This window comes from Pedobacter endophyticus (genome assembly GCF_015679185.1).
Lineage (GTDB): Bacteria > Bacteroidota > Bacteroidia > Sphingobacteriales > Sphingobacteriaceae > Pedobacter > Pedobacter endophyticus.
The window spans coordinates 4,869,428-4,882,172 of record NZ_CP064939.1 but is presented as its reverse complement, the minus strand read 5'-3'; the positions used below and the strand labels follow the sequence as shown (position 1 = coordinate 4,882,172).

The 12,745-nt window shown below is 40.7% G+C and carries 9 protein-coding genes; all 9 read left to right on the top strand.

Annotation, left to right across the window (positions count from 1 at the left end):
- Positions 1 to 1,207 precede the first annotated feature (1,207 nt).
- The 9 genes from IZT61_RS19980 (at position 1,208) to IZT61_RS19940 (ending at position 12,700) form a co-directional block, all read left to right on the top strand.
- Entirely contained in the window at positions 1,208 to 2,152 is a 945-nt protein-coding gene (locus IZT61_RS19980) for an outer membrane protein assembly factor BamD (RefSeq protein WP_196098765.1), read from the top strand.
- A gap of 7 nt (positions 2,153 to 2,159) precedes the next feature.
- Positions 2,160 to 2,486, top strand: a complete 327-nt coding sequence (locus tag IZT61_RS19975; RefSeq protein WP_196098764.1) for a DNA-directed RNA polymerase subunit omega — start codon at positions 2,160 to 2,162, stop codon at positions 2,484 to 2,486.
- Positions 2,487 to 2,564: 78 nt separating this feature from the next.
- Positions 2,565 to 3,761, top strand: coding sequence for a bifunctional phosphopantothenoylcysteine decarboxylase/phosphopantothenate--cysteine ligase CoaBC (coaBC, locus tag IZT61_RS19970; RefSeq protein ID WP_196098763.1), 1,197 nt, complete (start codon positions 2,565 to 2,567; stop codon positions 3,759 to 3,761).
- Entirely contained in the window at positions 3,758 to 4,648 is an 891-nt protein-coding gene (gene porD, locus IZT61_RS19965) for a type IX secretion system protein PorD (RefSeq protein WP_196098762.1), read from the top strand. The genes coaBC and porD overlap by 4 nt, the downstream gene beginning before the upstream one ends.
- Before the next feature lie 667 nt (positions 4,649 to 5,315).
- Positions 5,316 to 6,431 carry a TlpA disulfide reductase family protein gene (locus tag IZT61_RS19960; protein ID WP_196098761.1) on the top strand — a complete coding sequence of 372 codons (1,116 nt, stop codon included), beginning with the start codon at positions 5,316 to 5,318 and terminating at the stop codon, positions 6,429 to 6,431.
- A 557-nt stretch (positions 6,432 to 6,988) separates the two neighbouring features.
- The gene (locus IZT61_RS19955; RefSeq protein ID WP_196098760.1) at positions 6,989 to 7,360 is read left to right on the top strand and encodes a BlaI/MecI/CopY family transcriptional regulator; all 372 of its coding nucleotides are present in this window, start codon (positions 6,989 to 6,991) and stop codon (positions 7,358 to 7,360) included.
- Positions 7,361 to 7,613: 253 nt separating this feature from the next.
- Complete coding sequence (locus IZT61_RS19950; protein WP_196098759.1) at positions 7,614 to 9,503, top strand: M56 family metallopeptidase; 1,890 nt, start codon at positions 7,614 to 7,616, stop codon at positions 9,501 to 9,503.
- A gap of 102 nt (positions 9,504 to 9,605) precedes the next feature.
- A complete protein-coding gene (recN, locus tag IZT61_RS19945) occupies positions 9,606 to 11,258 on the top strand; it encodes a DNA repair protein RecN (RefSeq protein ID WP_196098758.1) in 1,653 nt (550 codons plus the stop codon).
- A 206-nt stretch (positions 11,259 to 11,464) separates the two neighbouring features.
- Positions 11,465 to 12,700, top strand: coding sequence for a carboxypeptidase-like regulatory domain-containing protein (locus IZT61_RS19940; protein WP_196098757.1), 1,236 nt, complete (start codon positions 11,465 to 11,467; stop codon positions 12,698 to 12,700).
- Positions 12,701 to 12,745: the final 45 nt, after the last annotated feature.

Below are 12,745 nucleotides of genomic sequence, written 5' to 3'. Positions count from 1 at the left end.
TCCCTCTCTACTGTCCCTGATCCACCTTTTCAATACAACCGTTTCCTCCGAAGCGGGATGCAAAGGTAGCAAAAGTTGGGCTTACTCCAAATGGATATGGGGGTATTTTTTGGAGGTTTTGATAATGAACTGAAAATCAATGAAAAAAAATTGAAGGGCAGGGCAAACATTTCAGGGATTGGGGTGTTAGGGGGCAGCTTGCAGTTCTCAGTTGGGAGTTCTCAGTTGGCAGTTTTCAGTTTTCAGTGTTCAATTGCAAAGAATAAATGACCGAATGAGCTAATGAACTGATGAACGAGTGAACTAATGAGCCAACTGCCCACCTAGCCCCGAGCCTAACGCTATTGTCACCCTGAGCGGAGTCGAAGGGCAGATATTTTTTGTTTCATCCTATAGAAAAGGTCTTCGACTGAGTTTATCTTGAGCATTTGACTAGGCAGTAAGAAGGTTAAATTGGCAGTTTGCACATTAGGCAGCTAGCTAAATACTAATGAACGAGTGAACCATTGAACCAATTAACCAGTAAACCAACTGCCCACCTAGCCCCGAGTCTAATGCTATTGTCACCCTGAGCGGAGTCGAAGGGCAGATATTTTTGTTTCATCCTATAGAAAAGGTCTTCGACTGAGTTTATCTTGAGCATTTGACTAGGCAGTAAGAAGGTTAAATTGGCAGCTTGCAGCTTTACGCAGCTAGCCAAATACTAATGAACGAGTGAACCAGTGAACGAATGAACCAACTGCCCACCTAGCCCCGACCGCAGCGGAAAGCCCGCAGGCCGAGGTACGAGGCCGAGGACTTGCAGCACAGGGCGGGAACATACTTATATAATAGCACTGCCAGTGCGCTCCAAAAAAAGATTGATTGACTGTAAACAAATGAACGAATTGCCCACTAAGTATTCGGCGCTGTTTCTTTTTGAACCATTAAGGCATTAAGAAGGCTGGATTGGCGGTTTGCACAGCCAGGAAGCCAGGCAAATGAACGAATGAACTAATGAACCGATAAGCCATTCAACAAATGAACTAATGACGAATGAACCAAATAGCATCCTTCGTACTACTATATATAATGTGTACCTCGGTTTTGGGCGGCCGCTATGCGTATGTTAAAAATTGTTAACGGTAAATATGTTTGAATTGCTTTGCATAGCTTAGCGGCGAATTGTTTTTATTGATGTTATCGTATTATTAATTATCTTTGCAGAATGTTTAAAGTTAAACACTTAATTATTTTGGTTTTTGTTGCCGCATTGGGTATTGCGGGCTGTAAAAGTCGTTTCGAAAAGCTCAGGGCGAGTAACGACGTTGCGAAAAAATACCAGGAGGCGCTTCGTTTATATAACAAACGCGATTACAGCAAAGCGTTGGTGCTTTTTGAAGATCTTTCGCAGAAATACCGCGGTCGTGCTGAAGCGGAAGACCTAAACTACTATTACGCTTATACATTATATAGATTACAGGATTATACTACTGCAAGGTACCAGTTCAAGAGTTTCGCAGATACTTACCCCGCAAGTAAAAATGCGGAGGAGGCTCGTTATATGGGGGCTTATTGTTATTATTTAGAATCGCCAATTTACTCTTTGGATCAAGAGAACACCTATAAAGCTATTGATGCATTGCAGCTGTTTATTAACTTATACCCTACCAGCGATCGTGCTGCTGCAGCGGCAAAGTACATTACGGATTTAAGGGGCAAGCTTGAAGATAAGGCTTTCGAAAATGCGAAGATGTACTTAACCACGGGGCCAAGTAATGTTGACAATTACAGAGCAGCTGTTATTGCACTGCAAAATGCGCAGAGAGATTATCCGGATATCAAATATGCGGAGGAAATGGACTTTTTAATGATTAAGGCACAATATTTATATGCGAAAAACAGTTATGTAATTCGCCAGGAAGATCGTTATAATGAAGCGATAGCTTTATATACCGCGTTTTCTGAGAAATATCCTGACAGCAAATTTATTAAAGAAGCCAAAGACTTAAAAGGCGATGCTGAAGCCGGAATTGTGGCTACAAAAGAAGAGCTTGCGTTATACGCGGCCGATCAAGAAAAATACAGACAAATGCTGATTAGAACTGGTAAGTTAAAGGATACTGTTTCCGTACGACCAACTAATGCAGATAACACCAATATTAAAAATTAATTGATACATGAATACTAACAAACCTGCTGTACCAAATACTACAGTTACCAGAAACGTACACGATTTAGATAGAACAACAGATAACCTTTATGAGTCGTTAGTTGTTATTGCTAAAAGGGCAAATCAGATTTCGAATAACGTTAAAGAAGAGTTACACGGTAAATTGGCAGAATTTGCATCGAGTAACGACAACCTGGAAGAGATTTTTGAGAACCGCGAGCAAATTGAAATCAGCAAGCACTACGAGCGCATGCCGAAGCCTGTTTTAGTTGCTATGGATGAGTTTTTGAATGATAAAATTTATCACAGAAACCCTGCTAAAGAACAAAAATAGTTAGCATAGCGCATGGAGCTTGGAGCAAGGCGTTTGATGTATTACGCTCTACGCTTTATGCTATAAATCCTCTGCTCGATGCTAAAAAATAAAAACATTATCCTTGGCGTTTGCGGTAGCATAGCAGCTTATAAGTCGGCATTTTTAGTGCGGCTTTTAGTTAAGGCTGGTGCAAACGTTAAGGTTATTCTTACCCCCGATGGCGCAAATTTCATTACGCCACTTACCCTTGCTACGCTTTCTAAAAACCCGGTTTATACGCAGTATTTTGAAGAAGATACTGGCGTTTGGAGCAACCATGTCGAACTGGGCCTCTGGGCCGATTTAATTTTAATTGCCCCGATAAGCGCAAATACCCTGGCAAAATTGGCTACCGGAATTTGCGATAACCTGCTTACCGCCGTTTACCTTTCGGCAAAATGCCCGGTTTATGTTGCCCCAGCAATGGATTTAGATATGTGGAAACATGAAACCACGCAACATAACATTCAACAAATTTCGAGCTTTGGCAATGTGATAATTCATCCCGGAAAAGGCGAATTAGCTAGCGGGTTGTATGGTGAAGGCAGAATGCCGGAGCCGGAAGAAATCGCTTCTTTTTTAGAAGATCGAATTAAACAGGGAATGCCCTTAAATGGGAAAAAAGTGCTGGTAACGGCTGGCCCCACTTATGAGGCAATTGACCCGGTTCGGTTTATTGGCAACCATTCGTCGGGCAAGATGGGCTTTGCCCTCGCCGATGAATTTGCGAACTTAGGCGCCGAGGTAACCCTGATTGCAGGGCCAACAGCACAGCAGTCGACAAACGCCTTAAAACGGGTTGATGTGATCAGCGCCGAAGATATGCTTAAAGCCTGCATATCGGCTTTTGCAGATAGCGACATTACGGTGATGTGCGCCGCGGTAGCAGATTACCGCCCGAAAGTTGTCGCATCGCAGAAGATTAAGAAACAAGCGGACGACTTGACGTTGGAACTGGAAAAAACCGCAGATATTCTCGCTACATTAGGCAAGGAAAAGAAATCGGGTCAAATTTTGGTCGGTTTTGCCTTAGAAACCCACGATGAGGAAAATTATGCCAAAGGCAAACTCGAAAAAAAGAATTTGGACCTTGTTGTGCTCAATTCCCTGAACGATAAAGGTGCGGGCTTTAAATCAGATACCAATAAAATTACTATTTTTAACAAAGCTTTGGAAAAGACGGTATTTGAAATGAAATCGAAAACGGAGGTGGCTAAAGATATCTGTACGGCTATTTTAAAGATGATAAAATGATAAAAAAGATTATTTGGATTTTGTTGTTGTTTGGCGCTGGCAAGCTACAGGCGCAAGAGCTAAACGCCAGGGTAACGGTATTGGCGCCACAGGTTTCGAACATCAGTAAACAAGGGCTCGAAGCCTTGCAAAGAACCATTCGCGATTTCTTAAATAACAACAAATTCAGCAACGAAAGCTACAAACCGCAAGAGCGGATCGATTGCAGCTTTATTATTACCATAAATTCCTGGGATGGCGGATCTGGCTATGCTGCCGAGGCGCAGATTCAAAGCAGCCGTCCGGTGTACAGCACATCTTACAATAGCACGTTATTAAATATCAGCGATAAAAACTTCGATTTCAATTATAACGATGGATCGACTATCGATTTTTCTGATCAAAACTACATCTCGAATATTAGTGCACTCCTCTCCTATTATGCCTATACGATTATCGGCTTAGACAAAGATAGCTTCGCCCGTATGGGAGGAACGCCCTATTACAAGAAAGCGCAAAACATTATCAATTTAGCGCAAGCCTCAGGCAATACCGGCTGGAAGGCTGCCGATGGTTTACGGAACCGGTTTTGGTTTAACGAGAATGTGCTAAACCCGATTTTTAGCGAACTGAGGGCATTTATTTACAGTTACCATTTAAATGGCCTGGATCAATTAACCGACGGCGATAAAGGCTTAACGCAAATTGTTGCTGCATTGCCTGCACTGCAGCAAATGGACAAGCAAAAGCTGGGCTCTATTTTTCCCAATGTGTATTTCGCATCGAAGGCCGAGGAGGTAACCAATGTGCTTTCGAAACTGAACACGCAGGAGCGTATCAAAGCGTATAATATGCTGGCAGAGATCGATCCGGCAAATATTGGTAAGTACGAGGGGTTAAAGAAGTAGATTGGTTTATTGGTCATTAGTCATTGGTTCATTAGTTAATTGGTCATTGGTTAATTGGTTCATTAGTTAATGGGTCATTCGTTCATTAGTTAATTTGTCATTGGTTCATTGGGCATTGGTTCGTTGGTCATTAGTCATTGGTTCATTAGTTCATTGGTCATTGATCATTGGTTAATTGGCCATTAGTCATTGGTTCATTAGTTAATTGGTTTATTGGGCATTGGTTCATTGGTCGTTAGTCATTGGTTCATTAGTTAATTGGTTTATTGGGCATTGGTTCATTGGTCGTTAGTCATTGGTTCATTAGTTAATTGGTCATTAGTTAATTGGTCATTGGTTAATTGTTAATTGGTCATTGGTCATTAGTTCACTAGTTAATTGGTCATTAGTCATTGGTTCATTAGTTAATGGGTCATTCGTTCATTAGTTAATTTGTCATTGGTTCATTGGGCATTGGTTAATTGTTAATTGTTAATTGGTCATTGGTTCATTGGTTAATTTGTCATTGGTTAATTGTTAATTGGTCATTGATCATTGGTTAATTGGTTCATTGGTTATTTCCCATTGCGAGGCAATCTCTTTTCTTAAAATCAGATTGCTTCGGCTCGCAGAAGCCGGCCTCGCACTGACGACCAAACACTTCGTAACTTACTTTAAACGCAAAACAATGAAGAGATTACTTTTGATAGCTATCTTTCTTTCGCCTTTAAGTCTATTGGCTCAGTTTTCGTTTGTTATAAAAGGTTTCGGCAAGGCATATAACGATGGGGATAAGATCTTTCTGACTTATCGTCAAGGCGATCGGTTGGTTGAAGATTCTACCGTTGTAAAGAACAGATCGTTTAAATTTAAAGGTACTTTTGCTACCAAGGTTAGAGGCTATCTCAGCAGAAATGATAATCCCAGGTTTGCACTCGACTTATCTGATTCGTTTTACATTTATATCGATTCTGGTCAAATTTCCCTTACCTCTCCCGACACGCTGAACAACACCTTAATTTCTGGAACGCCGTTAAATGATGATTATGCTAAACTGAATAATGCATTAAAACCTGTTGCCGAAAAAAGGAAAAAATTAAAAGACCTTAACCAGCTGAGCACAGAGGAATTGAAAGATACCGCATTTGTAAACTCGATTAAGGCCAATGCTGTAGATGCTTACTATGAGGCATTTCCAATTCAGTTTAAGTTTATAAATGAACATCCAAACTCTTATGTAAGTCTCTTAACGTTAGCCGAAATGGCACGTAGCAGCAAGTACATCCCTCAGGTAGCGCAAAGTTTTGCAAAATTATCTTCAACGCTCAAAAAAATGCCCGAAGCACGAAAAATAGCGGCGACTATTATTGAAAGCAAAAAAATTTCGGAAGGTATGATAGCTAAAGACTTCACTCAAAATGATGTAAATGGCGATGCGGTTACGCTCTCATCTTACCAAAACAAATATGTCCTTGTAGACTTTTGGGCTTCCTGGTGCTTACCTTGCCGAGAAGAAAATCCAAATGTTTTAGCTGTTTATGAGAAATACAAAACCAAAAACTTTGTAGTTTTAAGCGTATCGGTTGATACGGATAAAGATAAATGGATAAACGCCATTAAAGAAGATCGATTGCCATGGGTTCAGGTATCTGATTTAAAAAAACAAAACGAAGCCGCTAAAGTTTATGGCGTTACTACGATACCTGCCAACCTTTTAATCGATCCGAGCGGCAAAGTAATCGCCAAAGATTTGAAAGGAAAAGCGCTCAGAGAAAAACTAGCTGAATTGCTCGATGATAAGTAATCAGATCACAGTTTTTTGCCCAACTATTACAATTTTATATTATTCGTAAAGCAATTTCAGCATTCAAATTAGCGTTACTCCCGCTTTTTGCTCATATCTGCCCCTCCAATGCTATTAAGTAAGCCGAAAAGAATATTGTCATCGTTCGGGATAACCATTGTGTAAAATCCGGTAACTATCGGATGACGTTTTTTCTTGCCGTCTTTCCCGCGCAGGCGGTCCCGTACGTACGGGATCAATGCAATGCAAGTGCGAAAGCCTTAACAGTAAGATCCCCAGCCAAGCTGAGGATGACGACAGTTCATAGTTGACGCCTTAGACGGCCTAACTTAATAGCATTGCTGCCCGTCCGGTCCAGGCGGGCACTCAGGATGACAGCATTGCAAAACTGTCATCTCAATTCCTTTGTTTTCTTATAACACCGTTAACCAATTAACCTCCCGATAGCTATCGGGATTAAACAGTTAACGGTTTCAAAAAAAAATCCAAACTTATTTTGATTATACGAATATCTTCGTACATTTGATTACGAAATAATTCGTAGACCTTGTAACAATATGAGCAACAATAACATCAAACCAACTGAAGGCGAAATGGAAATCTTACAGGTGCTTTGGCAAAAAGGCCAGGCAACGGTGAGAGATGTACACGAAACATTGGATAAAAAAGATTCTGGCTATACCACTACCCTAAAACTCATGCAGATTATGCACGAAAAAGGAATGGTAGAAAGAGACACGAATCAAAAAACGCACATTTACAAAGCCTTGGTTAGTCAGGATAAAACCGAAAAGCAATTGGTAAACAAAATGATCGACAATGTTTTTAACGGTTCGGCAGCCAGATTGGTCATGCAGGCCCTTGGAAATCACAGTGCCAGCGCTGATGAAATTGACGAAATTAAAAAATATTTAGACAGTCTTAAGTGAGGAGTCCGAAAGTCGGAAGTCCGGAGTCTACAGCCAAGAGTAAAGCTTAAAGCTGTGCCAAAGGCATCCCTCCGGGGAAAAGGCCAAAGGCGAAAGCTGAAAGACTAAAGCTAAAAGTAAATTGCAATGGCTTTAATAACAAAACAACAAAAGAGCAGTTCCTAGCTCCCTCTCTTCAAGGAGAGGGCGGGGCGAGAGGTTCTTGATACCAACTCAAAAATCAAACCGAAGAAAAAAATAAAAATCCAACGCTATGGAAACTTTAATACAACAATTTATCAGGGCATTTGGCTGGAGCATTCTGAACTCACTTTGGCAAAGCGCCATTATTTACGGTGTATTGTTCATCATTTTACTGAGTTTGCCAAAGCTGGCGGCAAAATATAAGCACAATTTGGCCTTTGCATCTATAATTCTGATGTTTGCGGGTTTCGCGTACAACTTTGTAAAACAGATGAGCTGGAGCATTCCCAAACAATCGGCGATGATAAACGCTGAGAACCTTCAGGTATATCAGTACTTTAATAATCTGCCGCCAAGTTTCAGCAGCAAGGCCGAGCAGTATTTTCCGGTAGTCGTATTATTTTATATTATCGGCATCTTGCTACAATTATTCGTTATTGTTAAAGGCTATGACAAGCTGGCAAAATTAAAAAGAGACAATTTAAGCGCCATCCCCGCCAGTTGGCAGGCCATATTCGAAAACGTTACTGCAAAGCTTAAATTGAACAAAGCGATCAGGTTCCAGTTATCGTCGATAGTAAACGTTCCCTTGGTTATAGGCTTTTTAAAACCTGTGGTATTGTTTCCGGTGGCGCTGGTTAACCAATTGGACAGCGATCAGGTTGAAGCCATATTAATTCACGAGCTATCGCACATCAGAAGGAACGACTTTCTTTTAAATCTGATTAAAACCTCAATTGAAACATTGCTTTTTTACAATCCATTTGTTTGGATGGCGGGCAGATTTATCCACATTGAACGCGAACACGCCTGCGATGATCTGGTGTTGAAAATCACGGGTAAACCCTTAAACTATGCCCATGCCCTGCTCAAATTAGAATTACTAAAAGATAAGAACAGCCCGGCATATGCTTTGGCAGCCACAGGCAAAACCCAAAACCTGTATCAACGCATTAAACGAATAACCAACATGAAAACCAATTATTTAAACGCAAAACAACAAATGGCAGCCTTAACACTGGGTGTAGCCTGCTTATTCTCTATTGCATGGATTAATCCGGCAGAAAAGAAAAAGGAAACTCAAAAAACTGTTAAACACGAGCTAATTTTAACGACCAATAACATCGGTAATTCAGGTACAGTAATTTATCAGGATACCACCAAAAAACGCAAAGTTAAAATTGTAATCATCGATAAAGACGGCAAGAGAACGGAGTACAACTCGTTAAAAGATATGCCCGATAGCTTACGCAAAGCTTTTTATAAAGAGGAATTGTTTCCCAGGGCCGACACATTCATTTTCAGATCTGATTCAAGCTTCACATTTAACGAACCGTTATTTAACGCACGAATTTACAAGGAATTTAATTCGCCCGAGGCAAAAGAGAAATGGAGAAAATTGAGCGAAAGCCTTACTAAAGAATATTCATCCCCTGAAGCGCAGGCCAAATGGAGAGAGTTAAGCCAAAACTTAGCCAAAGAATATTCGTCTCCTGAAGCACAAGCGAAATGGAAAAAACTGGGCGAAAATCTCGCAAAACAATATTCATCACCCGAGGCTCAGGCAAAATGGAAAAAATTTGGTGAGGACATTGCCAAAGAGTATGGCTCGCCGGAAGCACAGGCAAAGTGGAAAAAAATAGGCGAAGAAATGGCTGAAAAAATAAACACTCCTGAATTTAGGGCGCAAATAGATTCGCTTAAAGAGAGGGTGCTATTCCTTAACGAGAACCGATTATCGATTCTGCCCAGAATGAAAGGAGATTCTTTATCGAAAATTTATCGATTTGAAAATTCAAGCCCATCCGAAAACATCATTTTCTTGAATGAGAATCAACCTTCAAAAAAAGTAAGGCAAAGCGCAGAATACAAAAAGCTGAAGGATGAATTCGACAAGGAAGTGAAAGAACTTAAGGAAAAGATGGAGAAAAAAGAGAGAAGAGAGAAAGCAAAAAACTAAATACACCAACCAACCAGATCACTGAACAGCGAAGAAATTTCTTCGCTGTTTTTGTTTTGTATTGATGTGTTGAAATAACTTTTAGTATTTTCGTAACCGAGTATGCTACAAAAACTTTCTATTCGTAATTACGCATTAATAGATAGCCTCGATATCGAATTTGATAAGGGCTTAAACATCATAACCGGCGAAACGGGCGCTGGTAAATCGATTATTTTAGGGGCCCTCTCCTTAATTTTGGGTCAGCGGGCGGAAAGCAAATACTTCTTTAACCAGGACAAGAAATGCGTTATCGAAGGTAATTTCATTTTGGCCGACGATAACCTGAAAACGCTTTTTGAAGACAACGACCTCGATTTTCTGAACGAAAGCATCTTACGCCGGGAAATTTCTATTGACGGAAAGACGCGATCATTTATAAACGACACACCGGTAAATTTATCAATATTGAAACAGATTGGCGAAAAGCTGATCGATATTCACTCACAACACGCTACGCAGGAAATTAATGATGCCGATTTTCAGCTGCTCATCGTCGATTCGTTGGGCAATCATAAAGCTTTGTTATTTGATTACCGCACAGGTTTTAAAAAATTAAGGCAGGAAAACAATCGGTTAAAGAAATTAATCAGCGATGCCAATGAAGCCAGGAGCAAACAAGATTACGAGCAGTTTTTATTTAACGAATTAGAGCAGGCCAACCTAAAAACCGGCGAACAGCAGGAATTGGAGCTGGAGCTTGAAAAACTTACTCATGCCGAAACAATAAAACGGGCATTGCTTACGGCGTCGGGATTGTTGACAGAAAGTGAACCGTCGGGATTGCAGATCTTAAAAGAAGCGCAACTTCAACTGCAGGGAATTGAGAAGTTTGACCCGGCAGTAAATGCACTTTACGAGCGCTTAAAATCGTCAATTATCGAGATTAAAGATATTGCTGATGAAGTTTCGGGCATTGAAGAAAGTACACTTCACAGTGCCGATCGTTTAGAAATTATCAACCAACGCCTCGATTTGTTTTACTCATTGCAGCAAAAACATCGCGTTGCCGATAACGACGAATTATTGGAAATACAAAATCAGTTGGAGCAGAACTTAAACCAGCTCCTGTCATCCGACGAAAATATAGAAACACTTCAAAAACAAATTGAACAACTCAAGGCCGATTTAACCAAACAGGCCAACCAACTTTCCAACAACCGCAAAAAGGCCATTAAAGTGGTGCAGGATGAAACCAGCCAAACGCTTAAGCAAGTGGGTATGCCGAGTGCAAGATTGGTTTTGGAGCAAAAGACGCTGGTGGAGTTGGGTAAAGACGGTTTAGATGAAATCAACTTGCTTTTTAGTGCCAATGCGGGCCAAGCACCTGCTCCGGTAAACAAAGTGGCTTCGGGCGGGGAACTCTCACGATTAATGCTCGCCATAAAAGCGTTACTTGCAAAACATACGTCGCTCCCTACCATTATTTTTGATGAAATTGACACCGGAATTTCTGGTGAAACGGCCTTAAAAGTGGGCGACGTTATTTCAGATCTTGGCGAAAACATGCAGGTAATTTCAATTACGCATTTACCACAAATTGCAGCAAAAGGAAAATCGCACTATTTCGTACATAAAAACGAAGCAGGCGGAAAAACCACAACAGGAATACGCAAACTAAAACAAGAGGAACGGATTGGCGCAATTGCAGAAATGTTGAGCGGTAAAAATCCCGGTGCATCGGCAATTGAAAATGCAAAAGAGTTGTTGGGATGAGGCTTGGCTGATTAATTCGGTTAATTGTTTGAACTATTGCTGAATTGTTGAATTGCTAAATTGTTGATTTGCTTACTGCAAACTGCATATTGCCAGTGGTTGCTAATTGCTAATTGCCAACTGCCAACTGACAACTCCTAACTGCTAATTGCCAACTGCCAACTGCTAATTGCCAACTGCCAACTGCTAACTGCTAACTGAAACTCATGAAATTAGTCTTGTCTTTCTTAACTGTATTATTTAGCATCTCATACGCCTATCCGCAGGGAGGTTTTATTCTTTCGGGCGCCGTAAAAGACAAGCGTGGAGAACCATTACCCGGTACGGGAGTATATGTGAGCGGCTATAAGATAGCAACAGCAACCGATAATGATGGTGCCTACAAGCTTTTACTAAAACCGGGAAGCTACGACATCCTGATTCAATTAATTGGCTACAAAGCGATAAACAAAAATATCGTTATTGCCGATAAATCCGTTAAGCTCGATGTTACATTAGAAGAAAACCCGACGCAACTGGCCGATGTAACCATTAAGCCAGATCCAAACAGAGCCTACTATATCGCCATGTTTAAAGCTTATTTTATCGGCACTACGCCCAATGCTTTAAAATGCAAAGTGGTTAATCCCGATGTTTTAATAATCGATTATGATAAGGGCGACCAGAAATTAACGGTTAAAACGAACGAGTTCTTAATTATCGAAAACCAGGCGCTGGGTTACCGCATAAAATATTTGATAAGCCTATTTGAGTGGAGCAGCAAAACGAAAATTATCTATTACGAGGGTTATCCGCATTATGAAGACCTAAATGGCTCGAAAAGTAAAAAACGCAATTGGGCAAAAAAGCGGTTAGAAAGTTACCTGGGATCACCGCAACATTTCTTTAAAGCGCTCTACAACAAAAATGCCACCGAAGAAGGTTTCATAATCAACAAGCTGATTACCAAGCCGAATCCCGATAAACCGGCAGACAGTATCATTAGAGCCAATATTAAACGTTTAGCCTCCAGTCAAATGACACTAACCGGACGGCTATCAATCGGCCAGCCCGATTCGTTGAGCTACTGGCTTAGAAAAAAGAACCTCCCCGATGGCATTTCGATACTTAACCGGGCCCCAGTTGCTCAGGATACGCTTGTTAAAACGGTTAACGCATCTATAAAGAAGATCAATTTCACCGATAAGCTTTATGTCATTTATACCAAAGAAATGGAAAGTCCATCGTTTTCTAACCAGATAGGGCAATCCATTTCGAGGCCATTAGATATGCCAAACTACCAAATCTCTACCGTTACCTTGCAATTGGCACCCGTTTACTTTTACGAAAATGGTGGTATTTACAATCCTCGCTCTACACTTTACTCCGGCTATTGGGCCTGGGAAAAAATCGCCGATAGCGTGCCAATGGATTATGTTCCTGATAAACCAGATCATAAATAATGTTAAATTTCGTAAATAAGTTTATCCCATTTAATAAATATACTA

Excerpts from the sequence above, each read along its gene's own strand:
- IZT61_RS19980 (WP_196098765.1), top strand. The coding sequence starts at position 1,208 with ATGTTTAAAGTTAAACACTTAATTATTTTGGTTTTTGTTGCCGCATTG.
- IZT61_RS19975 (WP_196098764.1), top strand. The coding sequence starts at position 2,160 with ATGAATACTAACAAACCTGCTGTACCAAATACTACAGTTACCAGAAAC.
- coaBC (WP_196098763.1), top strand. The coding sequence starts at position 2,565 with ATGCTAAAAAATAAAAACATTATCCTTGGCGTTTGCGGTAGCATAGCA.
- porD (WP_196098762.1), top strand. The coding sequence starts at position 3,758 with ATGATAAAAAAGATTATTTGGATTTTGTTGTTGTTTGGCGCTGGCAAG.
- IZT61_RS19960 (WP_196098761.1), top strand. The coding sequence starts at position 5,316 with ATGAAGAGATTACTTTTGATAGCTATCTTTCTTTCGCCTTTAAGTCTA.
- IZT61_RS19955 (WP_196098760.1), top strand. The coding sequence starts at position 6,989 with ATGAGCAACAATAACATCAAACCAACTGAAGGCGAAATGGAAATCTTA.
- IZT61_RS19950 (WP_196098759.1), top strand. The coding sequence starts at position 7,614 with ATGGAAACTTTAATACAACAATTTATCAGGGCATTTGGCTGGAGCATT.
- recN (WP_196098758.1), top strand. The coding sequence starts at position 9,606 with ATGCTACAAAAACTTTCTATTCGTAATTACGCATTAATAGATAGCCTC.
- IZT61_RS19940 (WP_196098757.1), top strand. The coding sequence starts at position 11,465 with ATGAAATTAGTCTTGTCTTTCTTAACTGTATTATTTAGCATCTCATAC.